Genomic DNA, 25,839 nt, shown 5'->3' on the forward strand with positions numbered 1-25,839 from the left:
AGCACAGCGGTGGGCAGGTGACGCGCTTTATGCCTGCCTAAGGGGCAAAACAACTTGCAAGCAAGAACTTCGCCAAACGAACAATGAAGATGGTGGAATCGTGAAACTCGAACTACGAGGAATCTCGAAAGCCTTCGGTTCTTTCTACGCCAACAAAGATATCGACCTGACGGTCGACGACGCCCAGATTCACTGTCTGCTTGGCGAAAACGGTGCTGGAAAGTCCACGCTTATGAACGTGCTCTACGGCCTGTACCAGCCGACCGAGGGCCAAATTTTGCTGGACGGGAAGCCCGTCGAGTTCTCCGGACCGGGCGACGCCATGGCCGCCGGCATCGGCATGGTGCACCAGCACTTCATGCTGGTCCCGGTCTTCACCGTGGCCGAGAACATTGCGCTGGGCGCCGAGACCACCAAGGCTGGCGGCATGCTGGACCTTCAGGTCACCCGCAAGAAGATCCGCGAAATCTCGGACCGCTACGGCTTCGACGTGGATCCCGACGCGATCGTCGAAGACCTGCCGGTGGGCGTGCAGCAGCGCGTGGAAATCATCAAGGCGCTGGTGCGCGATGCGCGCATCCTGATCCTCGATGAGCCGACCGCCGTGCTGACCCCGCAGGAAACCGACGAGCTGCTGGACATCATGCGCCAGCTCAAGGCCAACGGCACCTCCATCGTCTTCATCTCGCACAAGCTGCGCGAAGTGCGTGCCGTCTCCGATGTCATCACCGTGATCCGCCGCGGCCGGGTCATCGATTCGGTCTCCCCGGAATCCTCCACCACCGAGCTGGCCAACCTGATGGTGGGCCGCGCGGTGGAACTGAACCTGAACAAGGCGGCCGCCACCCCTGGCGCCGCCGCCCTGGAAGTGCGCGACCTGAGCGTCGTCGACCCGGCAGGCACCACCACCTTGGACTCGGTGTCCTTCACCATCCACGAGGGCGAAATCCTTGCAGTGGCCGGCGTGCAGGGCAACGGCCAGACCGAGTTGACCGAAGCGATCCTGGGCACCCAGCCGGTGACCGGCGGCTCGGTCAAGCTGGCCGGCCAAGAGCTGGTGGGCAAGTCGGTGAAGTCGATCCTGCGTTCGGGCCTGGGCTTCGTTCCCGAGGACCGTTCGGTGCACGGGCTGGTCACCCAGTTCTCCATCGAGGAGAACCTGGTGCTGGACCTCTACGACCGTCCGCCGTTCGGCAAGGGCATCTCGATGAACCTCGAGGCGATCAAGAAGAACGCCAAGGAGCAGATCGAGGGCTTCGACGTGCGCACCGACAACCCGCTGAACCCGGCCTCCAGCCTCTCCGGCGGCAACCAGCAGAAGGTCGTCATGGCCCGCGAGCTGAGCCGCGATCTGAAACTGTTCATCGCCTCGCAGCCGACCCGCGGCGTGGATGTGGGATCCATCGAGTTCCTGCACCGGCGGATCGTGGCCGAACGCGACAAGGGCACCCCGGTGATGATCGTGTCCACCGAGCTGGACGAGGTCATGGAACTGGCCGACCGCATCGCCGTGCTCTACAAGGGCCGGATCAACGGCATCGTGCCGGGGGACACCTCCCGCGAGGTGCTCGGCCTGATGATGGCCGGCGTATCGCAGGAAGAGGCCTTCGCCCAGGCCGAATACGCCAAGGCGGACAAGGAGCCGGTTGAAGCGCAGCCGGCCAGCGAGCACGACAACCAGGAAGGAGAAGCGCAGTGAGCGAGAAAGCACCTGTGGTTCCCGACTCCGGCAAGCCGGGCAACGACCTGCTGCGCCAGATCACCCAGGGACCGGGCCTGGTCTCGGTCCTCGGCGTCATCGTCGCGCTGGTCATCGGCGGCCTGCTGATCGCGGTCACCGACGAGAAGGTCGGCGAAACCGCCGGCTACCTGCTGGCCAAGCCCTCGGCGTTCTTCAGCGAATTCTGGCGTGCCGCCACCGAAAGCTATGTGGCGCTGTTCAACGGCTCGATCTACAACTCCACGCAGGGCTTCAAGCCGTTCCTCGAGACGCTGACCGTGTCCACCCCGCTGATCTGCGCCGGTTTGGGCGTGGCGGTGGCTTTCCGCGCCGGCCTGTTCAACATCGGCGCGCAGGGCCAGATCATCATCGGTTCGGTGCTGGCCGCCTACATCGGTTTCGCCTGGCACCTGCCGATCGGCCTGCACCTGCTGCTGGTCATCGTCTTCGGCCTGCTCGGCGGCGCGATCTGGGGCGGACTGGTGGGCCTGCTCAAGGCCAAGACCGGCGCCCACGAAGTGATCCTCACGATCATGTTCAACTACGTGGCCGTATACCTGATCGACTTCCTGATGAACACCCAGGCCTTCCGCCGCCCCGGCGAGACGAACCCAATCTCGCCGATCCTCGACAGCTCGGCCATCTTCCCGGCGATTCCCGGCTCGCGCCTGCACCTGGGCTTCGTGATGGCGGTGCTGCTGGTGCTGGCAGTGGCCTGGATGTTCAAGCGCTCCACCGTGGGCTTCGAATTCCGTGCCGTGGGGCATAACCCCGAGGCCGCGCAGACCGCCGGCATCAACGTCGCGCGCACCACCATCATCGCGATGGCGCTGGCCGGCGCCCTGGCCGGCGCCGCCGGCGTGGCCCAGGTGGCGGGCACCGAAAAGGTGCTCACCGGCGGCATTGCCGGCTCGCTGGGCTTCGACGCGATCACCGTGGCCCTGCTGGGCCGCTCCACCCCATGGGGCACCTTCTTCGCCGGCCTGCTCTTCGGCGCATTCCAGGCCGGTGCGGTGAACATGCAGATCACCACCGGCACCCCGATCGACATCGTGTCGGTGGTGCAGTCGCTGATCGTGCTGTTCATCGCCGCACCTCCGCTGGTGAAGGCCATCTTCGGAATGAACCGCAAGAAGAAGCGCAGCTCCAAGCTCGAACCTACTAAGGCAGGTGCCAAGTGACCGCAACCACCTTGCAACCAGCAATCAACGTCTTGCCGAGCAAGAAGACCCCGATCATCCTGACGGTGATCGCCGTGATCACCTTCTTCAGCTTCGGCCTGCTGGGCAACGACCAGGCAGCGCACTTCACGCTGAACAGCGCCGGCGACGCCTTCGAGCTGCCGGAACTGGTCTTCCCGGGCCGGATCACCAACATCGTGTTCGGCGTGCTGCTGCTGGCCATCGCCGCCTACTCGTGGATGCAGCGCAAGCAGGGCAAGGCGCTGGCCACCTGGATGATCGCCGTCGCGGCCATCCTCTTCGTGCTCGGCTTCCTGGTCTGGGTGGTCTCCGGCGCCAACATCAACAGCATCTCGCTGGCCAGCCTGCTGGCCGGCGGCGTGGTGCTGGCCGTGCCGCTGGTCTTCGGCTCCCTGTCCGGCGTGCTCTCCGAACGCGCCGGCGTGGTCAACATCGCCATCGAGGGCCAGCTGCTGGGCGGCGCATTCACCGCGGCCATCGTCGCCTCGGTGACGCAGAACGCCTTCGCGGGCCTGATCGCCGCCGGCCTGGCCGGCGCCGTGGTGTCCCTGGTGCTGGCACTGTTCTCCATCAAGTACGTGGTCAACCAGATCATCGTCGGCGTGGTGCTCAACGTGCTGGTCTCCGGCATCACCGGCTTCCTGTTCACCACCGTGATGCAGGAAGACCCGGAGCTGTTCAACTCGCCGGTGCACCTGCCGGTCATCGAGATCCCGCTGCTTTCGGCCATCCCGGTCATCGGACCGATCCTGTTCAAGCAGTCGGTCATCGGCTACCTGATGTACCTGGCAGTGTTCCTGGTCTGGTTCGGCCTGTTCAAGACCAAGTGGGGCCTGCGCGTGCGCGCCGTAGGCGAGCACCCGAAGGCCGCCGACACCCTGGGCATCAAGGTCAACTCGATCCGCTTCTGGAACGTCACCCTCGGCGGCATCGTGGCGGGCATCGGCGGTTCCTTCTTCACCCTGGTGGCGATCGACTCCTTCACGAAGGAAATCTCCGGCGGACGCGGCTTCATCGCCCTGGCCGCAGTGATCTTCGGCCGGTGGAACCCGATCGGCGCCTTCCTGGCCGCCCTGCTCTTCGGCTTCGCCGACAACCTGCAGGTCATCCTGACCATCATCGGCACCCCGGTACCGAGCCAGTTCATGGCCATGCTGCCGTACCTGGTTACCATCTTCGCGGTGGCCGGCCTGGTGGGCCGCTCCCGCGGACCTGCCGCCGCCGGCGAACCGTATGTGAAGGAATAGCGATTACCCATGGATAGCAACAACGCGCCGTGGCCGCAGCTCGAAGCAGCGGCCGCGGCCGCGCTGTCCCAGGCCTACGCGCCCTACTCGGAATTCCGGGTGGGCGCCGCGGCCCTGGCCAGCGACGGCCGCCTGGTTTCCGGATGCAATATCGAGAATGCCGCCTACGGGGTCACCCTGTGTGCCGAATGCGCCATGGTGGGCCAGCTCTTCGCCACCGGCGGGGGCACCCTTGAATACTTCCTGTGCTTCGGCCAGCTGCGCGACGGCGAGCTGGAGCTGATCACCCCGTGCGGCCGCTGCCGCCAGCTGCTCTTCGAGCACCGCGGGGCGGATATGAAGATCAAGACCGCCCGCGGAATTCTCGGCATCGACGACCTCTTGCCTGACGCGTTCGGGCCGAACAACCTCAACGCCTAGCGCCGGAGCACACCGGCCAACAGCAGAACGGAAGGTGCCTTACATGGCTGCCGAGCAATTCAGTGCCGTCGAAGTCATCCGCGCAAAGCGCGATGGCGGCGAACTGAGCAACGAGATGATCGACTGGACCATCGATGCCTACACCCTCGGGGTCATCGCCGAAGAGCAGATGTCCGCGCTGAACATGGCCATCTACTTCCAGGGCATGAACCGCAACGAGATCTCACGCTGGACCGCCGCGATGATCAATTCCGGCGAACGCATGGACTTCTCCGCCCTCACCGACCCGTCGGGCAAGAAGCTGGCCACCACCGACAAGCACTCCACCGGCGGGGTGGGGGACAAGATCACCTTGCCGCTGGCTCCGCTGGTCGCCAGCTTCGGCGTGGCCGTCCCGCAGCTTTCCGGACGCGGGCTGGGCCACACCGGCGGCACGCTGGACAAGCTCGAAGCCATCCCCGGCTGGAAGGCGGATCTGTCCAACGACGAGCTGTTCTCCCAGCTGTCCAACGTCGGCGCGGTCATCTGCGCCGCCGGCACCGGGCTGGCTCCGGCGGACAAGAAGCTCTACGCCCTGCGCGACGTCACCGCCACCGTGGAAGCCATCCCGCTGATCGCCTCCTCGATCATGAGCAAGAAGATCGCCGAAGGCACCGGCACCCTGGTGCTGGATGTGAAGGTCGGTTCCGGCGCGTTCATGAAGGACGAGGTCATGGCCCGCGAGTTGGCAGAAACCATGGTGAACCTTGGCACCGATGCGTCGGTGAACACCGTGGCCCTGCTGACCAACATGGAAACCCCGCTGGGCCTGACCGCAGGCAACGCCATCGAGGTGGAGGAATCCGTCGAGGTCCTGGCCGGCGGCGGACCCAGCGATGTCGTGGAGCTGACCGTGGCCCTGGCCACCGAGATGCTGGCCGGTGTCGGCATCAAGGACGTGGATGTCGCCGGCGCGCTGCAAAATGGCAAGGCCATGGATGTGTGGCGCAGGATGATCGCCGCTCAGGGAGGCGACCCGGATGCCAAGCTGCCGGTAGCCAAGGAGTCGCACACCGTGGTGGCTGAGGCCGAGGGCGTGCTGCTCAAGCTCGATGCGATGGACATCGGCTTGGCCGCATGGACCCTCGGTGCGGGACGTGCCCGCAAGGAAGACAGCGTCCAGGCCGGCGCAGGCGTGCGCATGCACGTGAAGCCGGGTGCCCTGGTCCGCCGCGGCGAGCCGATTGCCACTTTGCTGACCGACACCCCGGAAAAAATGGAGCGTGCCATCGAGCTGGTCCAGCGGGCCATCATGATCGGTTCGGCCGATGACCGTCCGGACACTCGTCTGATCCTGGATCGCATCGCGGCCAAGTAGGCGGACAAGAATCCATGGCAAGGAGCCGGGAAACACTGTGCAGTGTTTCCCGGCTCTTTCGTTGCTTGCGCAGCGGGAGATGCCCCATGGAAGTTCCCAGAGATTTCCCGGGAACCAAAACGGAGTAGTCAAACGTTGGACAAGTTATCTCCTACCTAGGTAGCGGGTGGGAATTGTCCACAACGCCACTTAAGCAGGATGCGGACGGGTGAGTTCTCGAGCGAAAATGGATAGAAATTCAGCGCATTGAGCGCATTGGGAAAGTAGATGTAAGCACGCATGGAATTAGTCAATGAAGCAATTGCGCAGGCAGCCAGCGCATGGTGGATCCTGCCGTTATTGTTTCTGTTCTGCATGATCGATGCGATTTTCCCAATCGTGCCGAGCGAATCATTTTTGGTTTCATTGGCCGCGGTCGGCGTCCACACCGGCGTTCCCAACCTCGTGCTGATCGGCCTGCTGGGTGCCGGCGGTGCCTTGATCGGCGACCAGATCACCTACGCCATCGGGCGGAAAATCGGATCCCGGGGGTTCAAATGGATGCGCGGGCAACGCGCGCAGCGGGTGCTGGCCTATGCCGAGAAAAAACTTGAAACCTCCGGAGCACTGCTGATTTTCACCGCCCGGTACATCCCCATTGGCCGTGTGGCCGTCAACCTGACCGCCGGCGCCACCGGGTTCAGCCACAAGCGCTTCACCCTCTTCGACACCATCGGTGTGCTGACCTGGGCCACCTATTCCATCAGCATCGGCGCACTGGCCGGCAACTGGATGCACGACAACAAGCTGCTGGGAATCATCGTCTCGATTGTCATTGCCGTGGTGCTCGGCTTCGTCATCGACCGGATCGTCAGCTGGGTGCTGGGGCGCCTGCATCGCCGTGCCGAGAAGCGCGAAGAACACGCGGAAGAACGGGTCCGCGAGACCGTGCCGCCAACCGGTGACGAGGGTTAACCTGCAGTATTGACCAGGGTCACATTGCGGCTTGCAGATCTTTACCCGCAGGAGCTGTCAGTTCAGCGAAAATGCGACTAGGCTCAGTGGTGTGACTGAAGAAATGATTCATACTGACTACGATCCCGAGTTCGACTTCCGGGATCTGCCTAAAGTTTCGCTCCACGACCACCTCGACGGTGGCCTGCGCCCTCAGACGATCATCGAGCTGGCCGCCGAGATTGGACACGAGCTGCCAGAGACCGAAGCCGAAGCATTGGGCGAATGGTTCCGTGAATCAGCCGATTCCGGCTCGTTGCCACGCTACCTGGAAACCTTCGAGCACACCGTCGCGGTCATGCAGACCCGCGATGCGCTGATCCGCGTAGCCCGTGAATTCGTCGAGGACCTCGCCGAGGACGGCGTCATCTACGGCGAAGTCCGCTACGCCCCGGAACAGCACCGCCGCGAGGGCCTGAGCCTGGACGACGTCGTCGACGCGATCCAGGAAGGCCTGGACCAGGCCTGCGAGCAGCTCAACGCCGAAGGCCACCCAATGCAGATCGGCCAGATCCTGGTCGCCATGCGCCATGGCGACCAGGGCGTGGAAATCGCCAAGCTGGCCCTGCGCCACCGTGGCCGCGGCGTGGTCGGTTTCGATATCGCCGGCGCCGAAGACGGGTTCCCGCCATCGGCAATGAAGGAAGCCTTCGACCTGCTGGCCGAGAACCTCTTCCCGACCACCGTGCACGCCGGCGAAGCAGCCGGGCTGGACTCCATCAAGGAAGCCATCCTGGTGGGCCGCGCCCAGCGCCTGGGCCACGGCGTCCGCGTTGCCGAGGACATTGAGATCGAGTTCGGCGCGATCGACGAGAACGGCGAAGAACTCAGCGACGATACCGGCCTGGTCTCCCTGGGCCCGGTCGCGAACTGGGTTCGCGAACGCGGCATCCCGCTGGAAGTCTGCCCGTCTTCGAACCTGCAGACCGGCGCCACCGCCAAGTTCGGCGAAGGCATCGAGAACCACCCAATCGACCTGCTGGTCCAGACCGGCTTCAATGTCACCATCTCGCCGGATAACCGCCTGATGTCCGGCACCAGCTTGTCCGACGAGTTCGAGTTGCTGGTCGAAGCCTTCGACTACGACCTGGAAGACCTGCTGGATTTGACGCTGAATGCAGCTGAGGCCGCCTTCGTTCCGCTGGAAATGCGCGAGCTGCTGGTCGAGTACATCAACGACTACTACGACAACCTGCTGGATGACGAGGAAGACTACGACGAAGACGAATACGAGAACGTCGCCGACTAGTTCCCGGGATTCAATTCCCAAACAGCGAAGCCGCCCGTGCAGTGCACGGGCGGCTTCGCTGCATCCGGGAGGATGCCTAGAACGGGTACTGCTTCTTGGTGGACTGCACCCCGACCCAGTGGTCGGTGGTGAACTCCTCGATGGCCCATTCGCCGTTGAAGCGGCCCAGCCCCGAATTCTTCTCGCCGCCGAACATCACATGCGGCTCGTCGTTGACCGTGATGTCATTGACGTGGGTCATTCCGGCCTTGATGCCGCGGGCGAAGGCGACGCCCTTCTCCAGGTTCTGCGTGAAGACTGCCGAGGACAAGCCGAATTCGGTGTCATTGGCCAGTTGAAGCGCATGCTCTTCGGAGTCGGCCTTGGCGATGCCCACGACCGGACCGAAAATCTCCTCGCGGAACAGTTCCATGCCGCTGGTGACATCGGCGAAGACGTGGGGAGAGACCACCCGGCCAGTAATCGAGCCGGCGAGGACTTCGCGCGCACCCTGCTCGCGGGCGGTGGCGATCTTGCCGCTGACCGACTCAAGCTGCGCATCGTTGATGATCGGTCCCACGAGGTTGGCCGGATCCGCGGCATCGCCATAGCCGAGCTTGTTGACCTGCTCGATGAATTTCTCGATGAACGCCTCGTAGACCGGGGCCTGGACGATGATGCGGTTGATTGCCATGCAGATCTGCCCCTGGTGCAGGAACTTGCCCAGGGTCGCGGCCTTGGCCGCTTCATCGAGGTCGGCATCTTCCAGCACCACGAAGGGCGCGTTGCCGCCAAGTTCCAGCGCCACGCGCTTCATGTGCTCGCCGCTGACCGCGATCTTGCCGACGTTTTTGCCTACCGGGGTCGATCCGGTGAAGGACACCAGCGACGGGGTCTTGTGCGCCACGAAGTAGTCGCCGATTTCCGAACCGGAACCGACCACCGCGTTCAGTACGCCCTCGGGCAGGCCTGCCTCGGAGAACGCTTTGGCCAGGACCAGGGCGCCAACCAATGGGGTGTCCGAGGCGGGCTTGAGCACTACCGCGTTGCCCAGTGCCAGGGCGGGAGCCACGGATCGGGCGGAGAGCAGCATCGGGAAGTTCCACGGGCTGATGATGCCCACCACGCCGACCGGTTCGCGGTAGACCCGGTTCTCCTTGCCTTCGGCATTGGAGGGAAGGATCTTGCCGTGCACCCGGGTGGGGAAGGTGGCGGCTTCGCGGATGGCGGCGATGGTGCCGCCCAATTCGATGTTCGCCTTCAGATGGGTGGAACCGGATTCGGCGATCAGCAGCGCCAGGATGTCCTTGAAGTTCGCTTGCAGGTAGTCTGCGGCCTGGCCCATGATCTTGGAACGCTTGCCGGGGGAGAGCGCCGCCCAGCCGGCCTGGGCCTGCTCGGCGGCCTGGTAGGCGGCGTCGACGTCGTCGGTCGAGGCCTGGCGGATCTCGGCCAGCAGCGAGTCATCGAACGGGTTGGCCGTGCGCAACACGTGTTCGGAGCGCCCTTCAACCCACCGGCCGCCGATGAAGAGCTTGGCTGGAACCTGCTCCAGGAATTCGAGCCGGGCGGTATCTTGGATGGTCATTGGCAATCCTTCGCGTCGTCGGGATGAACTACGGCCATGCTAGCCCGAATAGGCAGTGAATGGGACCGAATCGGCCGCCAGCTGAACACCCGCTTCGATAGCATGGCCATATGCCGGAGAACAGAACGCAACTCGAACAGCTCGCCGCCACCGTCCGGACCCTGCGCAGCAGATGCGCGTGGACCAAGGCGCTGACCCACGAGTCCCTGCGCACCTACCTGATCGAGGAAAGCTATGAGGTTCTCGATGCCATCGCGGAGCAGAACCCGGCCTTGCTCAAGGAGGAGCTGGGGGACTTGTACTTCCAGATCCTGCTGCACTCGCTGATCGCCGAGGAGCACGGGCACTTCGGCCTGGAGGACGTTGCCGAAACCCTGAACGCGAAGCTGCTGCGCCGCAACCGGCATATCTTCGACGAGCAGGGGCAGGTCCGCGAAGACATCATCACTGACATCGATGAAATCATCCGGGTTTGGGATGCGGCGAAGCAGGCCGAGCGCGCCGGGCAGCCGAAGAAGCGGAAGAACGCGGGACTGCCCGCCGGGCTGCCTTCCCTGGCGCTCGCGCAGAAATTGCTTGATCGCCATGCCAGGGCCGGGTCGGCGCAGCCTGCTGGCGGGCTTGCCACCGAGCAGGTTCGCCAGCGGATCACCGATGAGCAGTCCTTGGCCAATGAACTGATGGCCCTGTCAGCGCGGGCCGAGGAGCTGGGCCTGGACGCAGAGTCGGTGCTGCGCTCGGCCCTGAACCAGCAATACGGCGCGGAACTGGATGACATAACATCGCGTAAATCACCATCGAAGCGCTAGGCTAGAGACAGGCAATGGCGCCGACGGTCTAATCAGCGACCGCTGGTTGGCCTGCCCCAAGACCACCCCTTTCTACAAGGAGTCCATACTCATGGCATTGATTGACGCCATTCACGCGCGCGAAATCCTCGATTCCCGCGGCAATCCGACCGTTGAGGTCGAGGTCCTGCTTTCCGACGGCTCGCACGGCCGTGCCGCTGTTCCTTCCGGTGCATCCACCGGCGCCTTCGAAGCGGCAGAGCGCCGCGACGGCGACAAGGACCGCTACCTCGGCAAGGGCGTACTGGGCGCTGTAGAGTCCGTCATCGACGAGATCGCCGACGAGCTGGAGGGCCTGGACGCCACCGACCAGCGCTCCATCGACGCCGCCATGATCGAGCTGGACGGCACCGCGAACAAGTCCAAGCTCGGCGCCAACGCCATCCTCGGCGTCTCCCTGGCCGTCGCCAACGCCGCGGCAACCAGCTCCAACCTGCCGCTGTTCAAGTACCTGGGCGGCCCCAACGCGCACGTGCTGCCAGTGCCGCTGATGAACATCCTCAACGGCGGCTCCCACGCCGACTCCGACGTGGACATCCAGGAATTCATGATCGCCCCGATCGGCGCACCGACCTTCTCCGAGGGCCTGCGCTGGGGCGTCGAGGTCTACCACAGCCTCAAGTCAGTGCTGAAGGAAAAGAACCTGTCCACCGGCCTGGGCGACGAGGGCGGCTTCGCCCCGAACCTGCCAAGCAACCGCGCGGCACTGGAACTGATCACCGAAGCGATCAAGCGCGCCGGCTACACCCCGGGCCAGGATATCGCCCTGGCGCTGGACGTCGCCTCCTCCGAGTTCTACGAGAACGGCACCTACCAGTTCGAAGGCAAGGCGCTGTCCGCCAAGGACATGAGCGACTACTACGCCGGCCTGGTGGCCGACTTCCCGCTGGTGTCCATCGAGGATCCGCTGGACGAGGACGACTGGGATGGCTGGAAGACCCTGACCGACGCCATCGGCGACAAGGTGCAGCTGGTGGGCGACGACCTGTTCGTCACCAACCCGCAGCGCCTGGCCGACGGCATCGCCAAGGGCACCGCCAACTCGCTGCTGGTGAAGGTCAACCAGATCGGCACCCTGACCGAGACCATCGATGCGGTGACCATGGCGCAGCGTGCCGGCTACACCACCATCACCTCGCACCGTTCGGGCGAGACCGAGGATGTCACCATCGCTGACATCTGCGTGGCAACCAACGCCGGGCAGATCAAGACCGGTGCACCGGCCCGCTCCGAGCGCGTAGCCAAGTACAACCAGCTGCTGCGCATCGAAGAGGACCTGGGCGCCTCGGCGGTCTACGCTGGCCGCAGCGCGTTCCCGCGTTTCAACAGCTAATATTCAGCAATAGCGAATAAGCTCGTCGGTAGTGGATACCGGCGGGCTTTTCGTTATTTAATAGAATTATCTTGCCAAGTCCACGGCAAGACCGCACGACAAGCACCATGGGAATTGGGGGAGTATGGCTCAGCGACCACCGCGAATGCCTCGCCGTAATACTCCGGATCCGGCTAAAGACGCCACAGCAACCCCGGTTGACCAGACAAAACACGCCGGCGCGGATTTCCAGGCTGAACCGCCAACCGACGCCTTGCGCATTGTCGAGCCGCAGCCGGCGGCCAAGCAGGCTCCCGCGAAACCCCGCCGGGTGAAGGACGCCTCCTCCGCGCCGAAGCCGAAGAGCGCTGCCGCCAAGCCGAAACAGGGTGCCTCCCCAGCGTCAGATGCGTCACGTGCGCCGAAAAAATTTGCCGGCAACTACGCGCAGAAGCCCAAGGTGCCGCTGCGTGAACGCGCCAAGGAAAAGCAGAGCGAACGCCGCCGCGATGACCGGCTGAAGTTCTCCGCCGCGGTCCGCCGCAAGCCGGGAGAAAAGCCGGTGGACCAGAACCAGGTCCCCGAGGGCGAACCCGTTGCGGCGCACCGTTTTTCCGGCCGCATCGCCGCGCTGATCGTGGTCCTGGCCTTCTTCGCAGTGATGCTGGTGCCGACGGTGAATTTCTACCGCACGCAGATGGCGGAACTGAACGAGCTGCATGCCTCGATCGAAGCGCTGGAGGCGCAGCGCGATGACCTCAAGGAGGAAATCGCGCGCTGGGATGACCCGCTGTACATCAAGCAGCAGGCACGCGAGCGGATAAACTTGGTCATGCCCGGCGAGAAGCTCTACATGGTGGTGGGCGAACGCCCCAAGGATGAAGAGACGCCCGCCGACGGCAATGGAAGCACCTTCGAGGTGCGCCAGGAACTTCCATGGGTTGATGCGCTGCTCGACTCTGTTCGACGTTCTGCCACCGACTAACCACTTTAAACGCGAAGAGACCTATAACCGTGACTGAACAGCCAATCCGCGAAGCACTTGACGCCGCCGGACGAGTACCGAGCGAAGCCGACCTGGACACCCTGTCCCGCCAGCTGAACCGCCCGGTGCGCGATGTGGTGGAGATTGGTGCGCGCTGCGTGTGCGGCAATCCGCTGGTGGCGACGACCGCCCCGCGGCTGTCCTCGGGCATCCCGTTCCCGACCACCTACTACCTGGCGCACCCGGTGATCACTTCGGCTGTTTCCCGCCTGGAGGCGGCCGGGCTGATGAACGAGATGAATGACCGCCTGGGCGAAGACGCGCAGCTGGCGCAGGCCTACGCCGCGGCCCACGAGTCGTACCTGGCCAACCGCGATGCCATCGGCCAGCGCTCGGGCACCGGTGCCGTTCCGGAAATCGCCGGCGTCTCCGCCGGCGGCATGCCGACCCGCGTCAAGTGCCTGCACGTGCTGGTAGGCCACTCGCTGGCAGCTGGCGAGGGCGTGAACCCGCTGGGCGACGAGGCGCTGGCCGCCATCGCCGAGTGGTGGACCAAGGACAAGTGCTACTGCGTTGGCGCGTGGGACACCGAATCCGAGGCGCCGAGCCGTGACCGCTCGCGCCACGTGAAGACCCAGGAACAGCAGGACCCGGAGGCCAAGCGTGCAGAGCGTGCCCGCAAGCGTGCCGAGCGCGAGGCGGCCCAGGCGGCCGAGTCCGCCGAGCAGGGTGATGCCTGATGCGCGTTGCCGGTATTGACTGCGGAACCAACTCCATCCGTTTGCTGATTGCCGACGTCGATGCCGATGGCCAGCTGGTCGATGTGCTGCGCACCATGCGCATCGTGCGCCTGGGCCAGGGCGTCGACGCGACCGGCGCCTTCGCCCCCGAAGCCCTGGAGCGCACCTTCGAAGCCGCCCGCGAGTATAAGAAGCTGTGCGATGAGCACGACGTGGAAGCGATCCGCTTCGCCGCGACCTCCGCAGCCCGCGATGCATCGAACCGCGAGGTCTTCTCCGAGCGGATCACCAAGATCCTGGGCGTGGCCCCTGAAGTGATCAGCGGCGAGGAGGAAGCCTCCCTGTCCTTTGCCGGGGCGGCATCGGTCCGGGCCGGGCAAAGCGGCAAGTCGCTGGTGATCGACTTGGGCGGCGGATCCACTGAATTCGTGCTCGGCGATGCCACCGGTCCGCTGGCGGCCAAGAGCCTGGACATGGGGTGCGTACGCGTCACCGAGCGCTTCCACCAGAGGGGACTGCGTTCGGATGAGGCGCTGGAATTCATGGACAGCACCTTGGAAACCCTGTCCGGAACCGTTGATGTGACGCAGGTGGATGCGGTGATCATGGTTGCCGGCACCTTCACCACGCTCACCGCCCAGGCCCTGGGTCTGAAGCAGTACGAGTCCGAGAAGATCCACGGGGCGCAGCTGAGTTTCGCCCAGATGCGCCAGGCGACCGCAAGCATGCTGTCCTACACCCGGGACGAGCGCGCCGCGCTGGGCTTCATGCATCCTGGCCGCGTCGACGTGATCCAGGCCGGTGCCGCAATTGTCCAACGCATCCTTCATTACCTCGAAAAGGCCAGCGGAAACCGCGAAATGGTCCTGATTGCCTCGGAACACGATATCCTCGACGGAATCGCGGCTTCAGCTGCCGTGGCCTGAACCTGTCATCCAGTCACCGACCCAAGGAGTTGTCTTGAGCTCAGCTTTGCGCGCCAGGAATAGAACGGGCTTGATCAAGCTCAGCTCTCTGCTCGTCGCAGCACTGCTGGCGGCCACCCTGCTCAGCGTGGGCGCTCCGGCCCGCGCCGACAACATGCGCGAGTCCGAGTACTGGCTCGATTCCCTGGGCGTGACCGAAGCGCACAAGACTACCAAGGGCGAAGGCGTCAAGGTCGCGGTCATCGACACCGGCATCGATACCACTCATCCGGATCTGAAGGGTGCTGTGGTCGGCGGTGCGGACATGTCCGGCTCGGGCGGCGAAAAAGGCAACAAGCCGATTGGCGTAATGAGCGAGCACGGCACCCTGGTGGCGACCCTGCTCGCAGGACGCGGGAACAACAAGGGCGAGATCAAGCGGATCAAATCCGAGAACGAGCGCTTGAAGGCCGCGTGGGAAAAGGCCAAGAAGCACGCCGAGGAAGAAGACGAGGACATTCCCGAGGAGCCTGAATACGAAAAGGTTCCCAAGCTGAAGAGCGGCAAGGACGGCGTGCTCGGCGTCGCCCCGGCAGCGGATCTGCTGTCAGTGTCGCTGTGGATGGGCGAGGGCAACCCGTCGAAGATTCCGGTGGAAACCCAGATTCCCCGCGCGGTGAAGTGGGCCGTGGATTCCGGAGCCAAGGTCATCAACATGTCCCTGGGCTCCACCAGCCCGGCGTGGCCGGAAAGCTGGGATGACGCCTTCAAGTATGCAGAAGACCATGACGTCGTCATTGTCGCAGCGGCGGGCAACCGTTCGGGCGGCATGAGCCAGGTGGGCGCCCCGGCGACCATTCCCGGGGTGCTGACCGTGGCCGGCGTCGATACCAGCGGCAAGGCGTCGCAGGATTCCTCGACCGAAGGCATCTCCATCGGCGTGGCGGCCCCTGCCGAGCAATTGGTCGGCGGCTTGCCGGATGACGGCTACGCACGCTGGTCGGGCACCTCCGGCGCGGCCCCGCTGGTGGCCGGCGTGGCAGCGCTGATCCGCTCGCAGTACCCGGAGATGAAGGCTCCCGAGGTCATCAACCGCATCCTGAAGACTGCCAAGGACACCGGCGCACCCGGCGTGGACAACCTCTACGGCTACGGAATCATCGATGCCCAGGCTGCGGTGACGGCGACCGTCCCTGCAGTTTCGGAAAACCCGCTGGGCACGATCAGCGAGTGGATCCGAGTGCATCGCCGCAACACCGAGAAGACCACCGATACCCCGGCTCCGGGTGTTTCGATGGAGAAATCGGACCTCAAGCAGGTCGCTGCGCCCAAGCCGATCCTTCCGGACGACTCGGCGCCGGCGCTGCAGCCGGTGCTCATCGTGGGCGGGGGAGTGCTCCTGCTGCTGGTGCTCATTGCCGGCTCCACCCAGACCCTGGTGCGCCGCCGACGCGAGAAGGCCGCGGCGCAGCTCGGTTCGGCGTCGTTGAGCTCGCTGCAAGTCCCGGACCAGTCAGATGGACGGGACCTGTTCGACGAGATTCCCGAAGAAGAGAAGTAAATAGCGTTTCCAGCGGGGTGGATCCTGAAGATCCACCCCGCTTTTGCGCGCTTGCCGGCAGTTAATTCGACCGCTGGATGCAGGCTGTGCCGGCAGGAAGCTCCGCAGCCTTGCGAAGACGTGACGCACCGAACGAAATTCGTTAGTGAATGTTTTCACTAACTCGGAAAATCCGCGTAGAATCAACAGTATGTCGATCATCGAAACCTCCCAGAAGCGTCCGCGCATCCTGATCGTCGGCGGTGGCTACGTTGGCCTGTACGTCGCGATGAAGTTGCAGAAGAAGGTCAAAGCACACGGCGGCATCGTCACCGTTGTCGACCCGAACCCCTACATGACTTACCAGCCTTTCCTGCCAGAAGTTGCAGGTGGCCAGATCGAGCCACGCCACGTTGTGGTCTCGCACCGCCAGCACTTGAAGCACTCCGAGCTGGTCAACGGCCGCGTGCTGAGCGTCGACCACGCCAACAAGAAGGCCGTGATTGCTCCGGTCAATGGCGAGCAGTTCGAGCTGGAGTACACCGACATCGTGATGTCCGCTGGTGCGGTTACCCGTACCTTCCCGATCTCCGGCCTGGCTGAAACCGGCATCGGCCTGAAGACCATCGAAGAGGCCGTCGCCCTGCGCAACAAGGTTGCCGAGCGCATCGAGTCCGCTTCGAACATGACTGATCCAGTGGCCCGCAAGCGCGCACTGACCTTCGTCGTTGTCGGTGGCGGCTTTGCCGGCATCGAAACCATCGCCGAGCTCGAAGACATGGCTCGCCACCTGATCAAGCTCAACGACCGCATTGACGAAAAGGAAGCACGCTTCGTTCTCGTCGAGGCCATGGGCCGCATCATGCCAGAGGTCACCGCCGAGCAGGCCGAGTGGGTTGTCGAGCACCTGCGCAGCCGCGGCATCGAGGTACTGCTGAACACTTCGCTGAACAACGCTGAAGAAGGCAACCTGGAACTGATTAACATGGCTGACAAGTCCCCAGCGGGCGAGTTCGGTGCAGACACCCTGATCTGGACCGCTGGCGTCATGGCCAACCCGATGGTCCGCTCCACCGATTTCCCGATCGAGCAGCGCGGCCGCATCGAGACCCGCACCGACCTGCGCATCAAGGACGCCAACGGCGAACCGCTGGAAGGCGCCTGGGCAGCCGGCGACATCTCGGCAGTCAAGGACGTCACCGGTGGCCTGCCAGACGGCACCTGTGTTCCGAACGCGCAGCACGCTGTGCGTCAGGCCAAGCTTTTGGCGAAGAACCTGTATGCTGCCCGCTACGGTGTCGGCACCATCAAGGAATACAAGCACAAGAACCTCGGCGCGGTCGCCGGCTTCGGCAAGAACAAGGGCGTTGCCAAGGTTGTCGGCATCAAGCTCAAGGGCTGGCCAGCATGGATGGCGCACCGTGGCTACCACGGCATGGCCATGCCAACCTTCGAACGCAAGTTCCGCGTTGTCGGCGACTGGCTGGTTGCGCTGTTCTTCAAGCGCGATGCGCTGCAGCTGAACAACCTCGAAGCGCCACGCACTGCTTTCGAGGAGTCGGCCAAGCCAAAGAAGTAGGCTTGGGACGCAGATGATCGACGATGATGCGAGGGGCCAAGCGATTGGCTCCTCGCATGCGTCAGCAAAGCTGAATTTTCTATTTGCTTTGCCGATCACGTAAAATTTGAGAGTCCTGCCCCTATGGTGGAATTGGCATACACGGCTGACTTAAAATCAGCTGCCGAAAGGCTTGTGGGTTCGAGTCCCACTGGGGGTACAGAGTAAGGCCGACGTGTTCCGGATTCTCCGGTCCGCATCGGTCTTTTCTCTTGCCGCCAGCAAGGGCACGTTCGCCGTCCACCCTCCGGCATCGTTCCTCGACCATATTTTCGTCTGACGCAACCATGATGCTGGAAGTTTCAAGAATATCGCTGAGAGAGTAGTTTTTCCTCGGGAAATTGCCCTATATCATCCTTCCGACTGAGTGATTTCACAGCAATCCTCAATAGGATTAAGCAAAAGATCTTCAGCTAGCCAAGCGGCTGGCGAATTCGCAATCTATAGGGGAATGACATTGGGCAATCCAATTTTTGGTTCTAGCAGCCGCTCCGATGCTTGGGGAACCAAGCCTGGAAGTCCTGTTGGATTCCGCGACACCGAAAACATGAGCGCAGACCAGCTGAATCAGATGTACCAGCAGCCTGCCGCAACCAGCGCCGACACAGGCCGCATGACCATCGGTGACACTATCAACAAGACCGTGTTCTGCCTGGCCTTGGTTGTCGTTGGCGCCGCGATTGGTTGGGTCATGCCGGCACTCATGCTGCCAGGCGCCCTGGTTGGTTTCGTCCTCGGCCTGGTTAACGCTTTCAAGAAGCGCCCATCTCCAGTGCTGATCCTCCTGTACTCTGCAGCCCAGGGCTTGTTCCTCGGCGGTCTGTCCGGTTTCCTCGAGAACATGCAAGGCATGCAGGGAATCGCCATCCAGGCGGTGCTTGCGACCCTGTGTGTTGCCGGCGTAACCCTGGCGCTGTACCGCTCGGGCAAGTACCGGATGACACCTAAGCTGAACAAGATGTTCATGATCGGCATGGTCGGCCTGATCGTCTTCTCGCTGCTCAACATGGTCCTGATGCTCACCGGCGTAATCGACGGCATGTTCGGCATGCGCGGTGGCGTGCTCGGCCTGGTTATCGGTGTCGTTGCCGTACTGCTGGCAACCTACGCACTGGTTGCCGACTTCACCATGATCGAGGAACTGTCCAACCAGGGCGCTCCGGCCATCATGGCTTGGCGCGGTGCCTTCGGCCTGACCATGACCCTGATCTGGCTGTACACCGAGATCCTACGCATCCTCGCGATCCTGCGCGGCGACGACTAGCCGCAGCAGCATAGCTTGCAAGGACCAGTGCCCAATTCGGGCACTGGTCTTTCTGTATTAAGCGGCTGTTCAAATATGAATCCAATATGTACTGCCGAAACCGCCAATGCGATGGAAAATGACAGCTGATTGGGCAGTTACGCGAATCCTTGGTTAGATTTCCCTGTAGCTATTCAGTTATCCAACTCACAGTTATTTTGACAGGAAGAGCGCAATGGCAGTCGAGCAAGCAGAAGGAAATTCGCCGGGTCTGGTGAAGTCCCTGGGCAACCTGGATGCCCTGGCCCTGGGGTTCGGAGCGATGATCGGCTTCGGCTGGGTGGTGCTCACCGGTGGATGGCTGGATAACGCTGGCACCATGGGCGCTGTGCTGGCCATGGTTGTTGGCGGTGGCATCATGGCTGTCGTCGGCTTGACCTATGCCGAACTGACCGCGGCCATGCCGAAAGCTGGCGGCGAGCACAACTTCATTCTGCGTGCGTTGGGAGCCCGGCCGTCATTTATCGGTTCCTGGGCGATCACCGGCGGCTACGTGACCATCGTGGCTTTCGAAGCGGTCGCCTTGCCGCGGACCGTGGAATACATCTTCCCCGGCATGAGCCAGATTCCCCTGTGGACCATTGCCGGTTTTGAAGTAAACCTGACCTGGGCATTGGTCGGCGTGCTGTCGGCAATCATCATCACCTGGATCAATATCCGCGGCGTGAAGCAAGCCGGGGTGCTGCAGACTTTCGTGGTGCTGTTCCTCGTGGCCATCGGCCTCTTGATGATAGCCGGGGCCTTTGCCGGTGGCGAAGCCAAGAACATGGAACCGTTCTTCACCCCGGGAACCAGCGGGTTCTTTGCCGTACTTGTGGCCGTGCCCTTCTTGTTCATCGGCTTCGACGTGATTCCGCAGTCTGCCGAGGAAGTGAAGATTCCGGCCAAGCAAATTGGCAAGCTCGTGGTCCTCTCCGTCATCCTGGCCACCGTCTGGTACGTGATGGTCGTCCTGACCACGTCCTCGGCGATGCCGGCAGCGCAACTGGCCGGAGCCGACATTGCAACGGCGGATGCGTTCGGAGCCTTGTTCGGTTCGGATCTGATGGCCAAGGTGCTGATCGCCGGCGGCATCGCCGGAATCCTGACCTCGTGGAACTCGCTGCTGCTCGGAGCCTCCCGGCTGGTCTACTCGCTGGCCCGCAGCGGCATGCTCCCATCCTGGTTCGGCAAACTGCATCCCAAGTACCGCACCCCGGCCAACGCACTGGTCTTCATCGGCGGAATCTCCATGCTGGCCCCATTCTTCGGTGCCGAAATGCTGGGATGGCTCGTTGATTCGGGAGCGCCAAGCATCATCGTTGCCTACTTCCTGGTCTCGGTCACCTTCCTGGTGCTGCGCAAGCGCGAACCGAAGATGGACCGGCCGTTGCGCGTCGGCGGCACCGGAAATGCTGGAGCGGTCATCGGCTGGATTTCGGTCCTGCTTACCGCTGCGCTCTTCAGCCTGTACATGCCGGGCATGCCTGCATCATTGAGCTGGGAACCATGGGCCATCTTCGCCATCTGGTGGGCCTTGGGCGCAATCTACTTCTTCAAGGTGCCAGCCGGTATCAAGCCCGGCGAAGACGCCGAGGAAAAGGTCCTTGAAGCTGTCATGCGCCGCCGGAGCAAGGGTGCGCGAAACGCCTGATGAACCGTGGCTTCCACGCCCCATGTCCAGGATTGGGCGGCCTGCGCAATCTGGTTACCTGCAGCGGAGTGAAATACACATATTGAATTAGATTTCTAGGACCAGTGCCCATATCGGGCACTGGTCTTTGGAATTTGTCACAATTGAGACATGGATCAAGACGCTGTCTGGCAAACGCGATAGCGTAGTTCCATGAAAAGCAGCCGGTTGGAACGTCTACGCCGTATTCGTGTCTCGCTTCCGAGCAAGCCGGCGGAAATCCCTGCCGCACCGAGCCCAGACCTGACGGATTTCAAAAGCGCCGAGGACATGCCCTACGCAGTGCGCATGGCAGCCGCGTGGGCCTGGCGTTTTTTGATCATCGTCGCGGCCGTGGGCGTACTGGTGTGGGCGCTGTCAAAAGTCTCCCTGCTTGTCATCCCGGTTCTCGTCGCGGCGCTGCTGGCCGGGCTGCTCTCACCGGTCGTGAACACGATGAACCGCAAGCTGGCGGTGCCCCGCGGGTTGGCCGTCGGCATTACGCTCATCGGGTTCCTGGCGCTAGTTACAGCTGGACTCTCGGTTGCAGGGCAAAAGCTCTCAGCCGGATTCACCGCCCTGTGGACCCAAGCCCTGTCGGGCATCGAGCAGGTCCAGGGTTGGCTGTTCAACGGCCCGCTCAAGCTGACCAATGACGACCTGCAAAACGTGCTGGACGACGCCCTGGTCCAGCTTCGCGGCAATGCCACCAACATCCTGAGCGAGGCCATCAGCTGGACTTCGGCGATCGGGCAGATCCTGACCGGCACTTTGCTGGCAGTCTTCGCGCTGATTTTCCTGCTGCTCGACGGACGCAAGATCGGCTTGTTCCTGGTGAACCTCTTGCCGCGCCGCGCCCGCCCGGCGATGGACGGGGCCCTGACCCGCGGCTGGGGCTCGCTGGTCCGCTACGTGCGCGTCCAGATGGTGGTGGCGCTGATCGACGCTATCGGCATCGGGTTCGGCGCCTTCTTCCTCGGCGTGCCGCTGGCGATGCCGCTGGGCGTGCTGGTCTTCGTCGGCTCCTTCATCCCGATCGTCGGTGCGCTGTTTACCGGCGCCCTGGCAGTTTTGCTTGCCCTGGTTGCCAATGGCTGGATCAACGCGCTGATCATGCTGGCCGTCGTGCTGCTGGTCCAGCAAGCCGAATCCAATATCCTGCAGCCGCTGATCATGGGCAAGGCAGTCAGCCTGCACCCGCTGGCAGTCGTCCTGGCCGTCGCCGGCGGCACGATGCTCGCAGGCATTCCCGGCGCGCTCTTCGCAGTTCCGCTGCTGGCAGTGATCAACGCGGTCGCGAAATACCTGTCGGGCAGAGCCTGGGAAACCGATGAATTCGTGATTGAGCTCTACGGTAGCCAGATCGCGGCGGACAGTCCCAAAACCAGTGACCCGGGGAAGGCAAGCCCAGCCGCAACGGCTGCAGGCGCCGCCCCCGCCCCACAAGCTTCGCCGGAGCCCCGGCACCCTGAGCCCACAGCAGATGAGGAATAAACCATGAGCACTGAAACTACGTTGCCCGTAACGCTGGCTGAGATCGAAGCCGCGGCCGAAGTACTCAAGCCGGTCATTGCCCGCACCCCGGTGGAGCACTCCCGCGTGCTCTCCCAGCACGTTGGCGCCGAAGTCTTCCTCAAATGCGAGAATATGCAGCGCGCCGGATCCTTCAAGGTCCGCGGCGCCTATGTGCGCATGTCCAAGCTCAGCGACGAGGAGAAGGCGCGCGGCGTCGTCGCCGCATCGGCAGGCAACCACGCGCAGGGCGTCGCCCAGGCCGCCAGCCACCTCGGCATCAAGGCGCGGATCTACATGCCGCTAGGCGTCGCGCTGCCGAAGCTGACCGCAACGCGTGACCATGGCGCGGAAGTCGTGCTGTTCGGCAACAATGTCGATGAAGCGCTGGCCGAGGCGCAGCGTTACGCCGACGAATCCGGCGCAGTCTTCGTGCATCCCTTCGACCACCCGGACATCATCGCTGGACAGGGCACCATCGGCCTGGAGCTGCTTGAGCAACTGCCTGAGGTCGACACCGTGCTGATGGGCGTGGGCGGCGGCGGGCTGCTGGCCGGCGTTGCCATCGCGCTGAAGGAGAAGGCCCGCGAACTGGGCCGCGAGATCAAGGTGGTGGGCGTCCAGGCGGAAAACGCCGCGGCCTACCCGCCATCACTGGCCGCTGACGCATTGGTCCCGCTGGATACCGTGCACACCATCGCCGATGGCATCGCCGTCGGCAAGCCGGGGCAGCTGCCGTTCACGATCATCAAGGAATTGGTCGACGACGTGGTGACGGTATCGGAAGATACGCTCGCGCGCGCTTTGGTGGTGCTCCTGGAACGCAACAAGCTCGTGGTGGAACCCGCAGGCGCGGTGGGCGTCGCGGCCCTGCTGGAGAACAAGCTGGAGGCGCACGGGATCAACCCGGCAACCACCGCTGTAATCCTTTCCGGAGGCAATATCGACCCGCTGCTGATGCTCAAGGTGATCCAGCGCGGCCTGTCTGCGGCCGGCCGCTTCCTGACCATCCGGATGATGCTTCCGGACCGTCCCGGTTCGCTGGCGCAGATCTCCAACATCATCGCCGAATCAGATGCCAACGTCACCCGCCTGGACCACACCCGCATCGGCGGTTCGCTGTCCATGGGCGATGTCGCGATCACCATCGATTTGGAGACCAAGGGCCATGAGCATTCCAAGACGGTGCTGAACAACCTGCGCGCCGAGGGCTTCGACCCGCAGATCACCAACACGGCAGGCGGTTCGGTCGCCTAGCCACGAGCAGCAAAGCGCGATGGCCGCCACCCCCTGCGGGGTGGCGGCCATCGCGCTTTGCTGAGGATCCTGTTACGAGGCCTGGTAAGGCTTCGCGGAGATGATCTCAACCTTGATGTCGCGGCCGTTTGGTGCCAGGTACGACAGCTTGTCGCCCACCTTGGCGCCGTGCACGGCAACGCCGATAGGGGACTGCTCGGAGTAGACCTCGAGGTCGGTGTCTCCGGCAACTTCGCGGGAACCGAACAGGAAGGTGGTTTCGTCGCCTGCGATATTGGCGACTACCAGCATGCCAGGCTCGACAACTCCGTCATCGGCAGGAGCTTCGCCTACGTCGGCGCGACGCAGCAGATCCTTCAGGTACAGGATGCGGGCTTCGGCCTTGCCCTGCTCTTCACGAGCGGCGTGGTAACCGCCGTTCTCCTTCAGGTCACCTTCCGAACGTGCCTGCTCGATACGGGCAACGATCTCGGCACGTCCCGGGCCTGAGAGGAAAGTCAGTTCGTCCTGGAGCCGATCGTAGGCTTCCTGAGTCAGCCAAACGACAGGTTCGTTGCTGTTGGTGCTCACGTTGTACTTCCTTTGGTCAGTAGGGACTTCGCTCTGCCTTGGGAACCTGCAACAGGTCCTAAAGCCGAACGCCACCGGAACGGTGGCGTCGACGAAGTCGGATTCGGTACGGATCTGCGGGCTCGCACGTTATTGGAGATGCAAGCAAAGACCCCGCTAGGCTCATGTCCTTTTGCTTTGCTAGAACCATGCGCCGATGCGGGGCGAAACGTATCTTTTCAACGATAGTAGTCGCCAAAACGCTTTAAGCCCAATAGATTCAGCTATTAGGGGATGAACAAGCTGAAATGTTAACCCTTGTATTCTTGCGGAACCTCGTAGCAGGACTCCACGCCTACCGTGGTCGCAAGGTTATCGGTGTGCAGGTCGACATCCAGGCGCTGGGTGATGTGCCCGGTAGCTTCTCCTGGATCAAGCAAGACGGTTTCGTAACCGACAATCGCCTTGGATTCATTCATCGCTCGAATGTCGCACTGCACGCGGTGCTTGGCGTTGTATTCAACCGCGACAATGGCCTTGGCCTGGGTTGCGGAAACGACCTCGAACTCGATGTCCTGCGCCTGGATGGCAGTGTAATTGCTGAAGCCGAAATAAGCGGCCCCGGCAACGCCGACGGAGAGCGCGGCAGCAATCAGCCAATTACGCGTTTTCTTAGGAAGACTGCGTTTCTTGGGGTTGTTGTAGCGAGCCGTTAAGCTTGGATCAGACATTACTTGCCTTGCACCACTCTCTTGCCTGGCGGAATTTGAATAGGGAATGCCGTATAGAGGTTCCCTGCTCAAGTTTACCGTCTTTCGGCATGGGGGAATAACCGGTGGTCGGCTATGAGTTGTTATGGATGACGGGCAGATTTGAGGCTTCGGGCTGTCCAAAAACGTGGCATAAGGAAAGAAGATAAGTGGAGATTCACGACGTGAAGAAAATTGCTCCTTCGCAGGGTCTGCGGCTCATGGCTATTCACGCGCACCCGGATGACGAATCTTCGAAGGGCGCCGCAACGATGGCCGCCTATGTCGATGCCGGCGCCGAGGTCATGGTCGTTTCCTGCACCGGCGGAGAGCGCGGAGATATCCTCAACGCCGCCGCTGGAGAACTCGCCCATGCGCACCGCGACCTCGCGGGCGTTCGTCGCACCGAAATGGCGGAGGCCGCTGCGGTCCTGGGCGTCAAGCACCGCTGGCTGGGCTACGTCGACTCCGGCCTGCCGGAAGGCGATCCGCTGCCCGAGCTGCCTTTTGGTGCCTTCGCCTTGCAGCCAGTTGAAATCGCCGCTGCCGGGATCATCAAGCTGATCCGGGAATTCCGTCCACATGTCATCACGACCTATGACGAAAATGGCGGCTACCCCCACCCGGACCATATCCACTGCCACAAGGTTTCCACCTTTGCCTTCGAGCATGCGGCCAATCCTGAAATGTACCCGGAGCTGGGCGCCCCGTGGTCGGTCAGCAAGCTGTACTACGACCGTGCCTTCGCCTCGGATCGCTTCCGCACCTTGCACTACGCGATGCTGGAAGCCGGGTACGAATCCCCGTACACCGAGCGAGTTGCGCAGTGGGAAGCAGACGAAGGCAACCAGATGTTCAAGTGGGTTTCCCCACACACCACGACCACCCAGATCCACTGCGCGGACTTCTTCTCGCAGCGCGACCAGGCGTTGCTGGCGCATAGAACCCAGATTGATCCGGAAGGTTTCTTCTTCGCCGTGCCGGAACACGTCTACGCGGAGCATTGGCCGTGGGAGGACTACACGCTGATCTCCTCCAAGGTAGCCACCGAGTTGCCCGAGACCGACCTGTTCGCCGGACTAAGATAGTACTAAGCGCTTTTCCAGTACTAGAAA

The 25,839-nt window shown here is 63.0% G+C and carries 22 protein-coding genes and 1 tRNA gene; 20 read left to right on the forward strand and 3 right to left on the reverse strand.

Features of this window, described 5'->3' with window-relative positions:
- Nucleotides 1-100 precede the first annotated feature (100 nt).
- The 7 genes from BKX98_RS06445 (at nucleotide 101) to BKX98_RS06475 (ending at nucleotide 8,188) form a co-directional block, all read left to right on the forward strand.
- The gene (locus BKX98_RS06445; RefSeq protein ID WP_073706598.1) at nucleotides 101-1,699 is read left to right on the forward strand and encodes an ABC transporter ATP-binding protein; all 1,599 of its coding nucleotides are present in this window, start codon (nucleotides 101-103) and stop codon (nucleotides 1,697-1,699) included.
- Entirely contained in the window at nucleotides 1,696-2,901 is a 1,206-nt protein-coding gene (locus tag BKX98_RS06450) for an ABC transporter permease (RefSeq protein WP_073706599.1), read from the forward strand. The genes BKX98_RS06445 and BKX98_RS06450 overlap by 4 nt, the downstream gene beginning before the upstream one ends.
- The gene (locus BKX98_RS06455) at nucleotides 2,898-4,169 is read left to right on the forward strand and encodes an ABC transporter permease (protein WP_073706600.1); all 1,272 of its coding nucleotides are present in this window, start codon (nucleotides 2,898-2,900) and stop codon (nucleotides 4,167-4,169) included. Before BKX98_RS06450 ends, BKX98_RS06455 begins: the two co-directional genes overlap by 4 nt.
- A gap of 9 nt (nucleotides 4,170-4,178) precedes the next feature.
- On the forward strand, nucleotides 4,179-4,589 hold the full coding sequence (locus BKX98_RS06460) for a cytidine deaminase (RefSeq protein ID WP_038989917.1): 411 nt from the start codon (nucleotides 4,179-4,181) through the stop codon (nucleotides 4,587-4,589).
- Between the two features lie 43 nt (nucleotides 4,590-4,632).
- Entirely contained in the window at nucleotides 4,633-5,946 is a 1,314-nt protein-coding gene (locus BKX98_RS06465; RefSeq protein WP_073706601.1) for a thymidine phosphorylase, read from the forward strand.
- A 279-nt stretch (nucleotides 5,947-6,225) separates the two neighbouring features.
- Entirely contained in the window at nucleotides 6,226-6,900 is a 675-nt protein-coding gene (locus tag BKX98_RS06470) for a DedA family protein (protein ID WP_038989915.1), read from the forward strand.
- 103 nt (nucleotides 6,901-7,003) lie between these two features.
- On the forward strand, nucleotides 7,004-8,188 hold the full coding sequence (locus tag BKX98_RS06475; RefSeq protein ID WP_121866309.1) for an adenosine deaminase: 1,185 nt from the start codon (nucleotides 7,004-7,006) through the stop codon (nucleotides 8,186-8,188).
- Between the two features lie 76 nt (nucleotides 8,189-8,264).
- Here BKX98_RS06475 and BKX98_RS06480 read toward each other — a convergent pair whose 3' ends face one another.
- On the reverse strand, nucleotides 8,265-9,755 hold the full coding sequence (locus BKX98_RS06480) for an aldehyde dehydrogenase family protein (protein ID WP_073706603.1): 1,491 nt from the start codon (nucleotides 9,753-9,755) through the stop codon (nucleotides 8,265-8,267).
- A gap of 110 nt (nucleotides 9,756-9,865) precedes the next feature.
- On the opposite strand from BKX98_RS06480, the gene BKX98_RS06485 reads away from it, so the two are divergent.
- From BKX98_RS06485 to ilvA, 12 genes are all read left to right on the forward strand, one after another.
- Nucleotides 9,866-10,564: a MazG nucleotide pyrophosphohydrolase domain-containing protein gene (locus BKX98_RS06485; RefSeq protein WP_038989911.1), complete on the forward strand. Its 699-nt coding sequence runs from the start codon at nucleotides 9,866-9,868 to the stop codon at nucleotides 10,562-10,564.
- Nucleotides 10,565-10,655: 91 nt separating this feature from the next.
- Nucleotides 10,656-11,936: a phosphopyruvate hydratase gene (gene eno, locus BKX98_RS06490; protein WP_073706604.1), complete on the forward strand. Its 1,281-nt coding sequence runs from the start codon at nucleotides 10,656-10,658 to the stop codon at nucleotides 11,934-11,936.
- A 145-nt stretch (nucleotides 11,937-12,081) separates the two neighbouring features.
- The gene (locus BKX98_RS16630) at nucleotides 12,082-12,900 is read left to right on the forward strand and encodes a septum formation initiator family protein (protein WP_083586665.1); all 819 of its coding nucleotides are present in this window, start codon (nucleotides 12,082-12,084) and stop codon (nucleotides 12,898-12,900) included.
- A 29-nt stretch (nucleotides 12,901-12,929) separates the two neighbouring features.
- A complete protein-coding gene (locus BKX98_RS06500; RefSeq protein WP_073706605.1) occupies nucleotides 12,930-13,640 on the forward strand; it encodes a DUF501 domain-containing protein in 711 nt (236 codons plus the stop codon).
- A complete protein-coding gene (locus BKX98_RS06505) occupies nucleotides 13,640-14,566 on the forward strand; it encodes a Ppx/GppA phosphatase family protein (protein WP_198934349.1) in 927 nt (308 codons plus the stop codon). Before BKX98_RS06500 ends, BKX98_RS06505 begins: the two co-directional genes overlap by 1 nt.
- Before the next feature lie 34 nt (nucleotides 14,567-14,600).
- Nucleotides 14,601-16,106, forward strand: a complete 1,506-nt coding sequence (locus BKX98_RS06510) for a S8 family serine peptidase (protein WP_073706607.1) — start codon at nucleotides 14,601-14,603, stop codon at nucleotides 16,104-16,106.
- Nucleotides 16,107-16,296: 190 nt separating this feature from the next.
- Nucleotides 16,297-17,664, forward strand: coding sequence for an NAD(P)/FAD-dependent oxidoreductase (locus BKX98_RS06515; protein ID WP_038989906.1), 1,368 nt, complete (start codon nucleotides 16,297-16,299; stop codon nucleotides 17,662-17,664).
- A 117-nt stretch (nucleotides 17,665-17,781) separates the two neighbouring features.
- A tRNA-Leu gene (locus BKX98_RS06520) sits at nucleotides 17,782-17,863 on the forward strand.
- A gap of 387 nt (nucleotides 17,864-18,250) precedes the next feature.
- On the forward strand, nucleotides 18,251-18,967 hold the full coding sequence (locus BKX98_RS06525; protein ID WP_233125300.1) for a Bax inhibitor-1/YccA family protein: 717 nt from the start codon (nucleotides 18,251-18,253) through the stop codon (nucleotides 18,965-18,967).
- 214 nt (nucleotides 18,968-19,181) lie between these two features.
- Nucleotides 19,182-20,639 (forward strand): APC family permease, encoded by a 1,458-nt coding sequence (locus BKX98_RS06530; RefSeq protein ID WP_073706608.1) that lies wholly within the window; start codon nucleotides 19,182-19,184, stop codon nucleotides 20,637-20,639.
- Between the two features lie 192 nt (nucleotides 20,640-20,831).
- On the forward strand, nucleotides 20,832-22,151 hold the full coding sequence (locus BKX98_RS06535; protein ID WP_073706609.1) for an AI-2E family transporter: 1,320 nt from the start codon (nucleotides 20,832-20,834) through the stop codon (nucleotides 22,149-22,151).
- A gap of 3 nt (nucleotides 22,152-22,154) precedes the next feature.
- Nucleotides 22,155-23,426 (forward strand): threonine ammonia-lyase, encoded by a 1,272-nt coding sequence (gene ilvA, locus BKX98_RS06540; protein ID WP_073706610.1) that lies wholly within the window; start codon nucleotides 22,155-22,157, stop codon nucleotides 23,424-23,426.
- A gap of 72 nt (nucleotides 23,427-23,498) precedes the next feature.
- On the opposite strand, the gene greA is transcribed toward ilvA, so the two are convergent.
- Together greA and BKX98_RS06550 are read right to left on the reverse strand one after the other, a co-directional pair.
- Nucleotides 23,499-23,996 (reverse strand): transcription elongation factor GreA, encoded by a 498-nt coding sequence (gene greA, locus BKX98_RS06545; RefSeq protein ID WP_038989900.1) that lies wholly within the window; start codon nucleotides 23,994-23,996, stop codon nucleotides 23,499-23,501.
- 290 nt (nucleotides 23,997-24,286) lie between these two features.
- Complete coding sequence (locus BKX98_RS06550; RefSeq protein ID WP_052253530.1) at nucleotides 24,287-24,706, reverse strand: DUF4307 domain-containing protein; 420 nt, start codon at nucleotides 24,704-24,706, stop codon at nucleotides 24,287-24,289.
- Between the two features lie 239 nt (nucleotides 24,707-24,945).
- Here BKX98_RS06550 and mca point away from each other — a divergent pair, with 239 nt between their 5' ends.
- Entirely contained in the window at nucleotides 24,946-25,812 is an 867-nt protein-coding gene (gene mca / locus BKX98_RS06555) for a mycothiol conjugate amidase Mca (RefSeq protein WP_052253578.1), read from the forward strand.
- Nucleotides 25,813-25,839: the final 27 nt, after the last annotated feature.

The sequence above is a fragment of the Glutamicibacter sp. 0426 genome (assembly GCF_001906485.1).
In the GTDB taxonomy this organism is placed as follows: domain Bacteria; phylum Actinomycetota; class Actinomycetes; order Actinomycetales; family Micrococcaceae; genus Glutamicibacter; species Glutamicibacter nicotianae.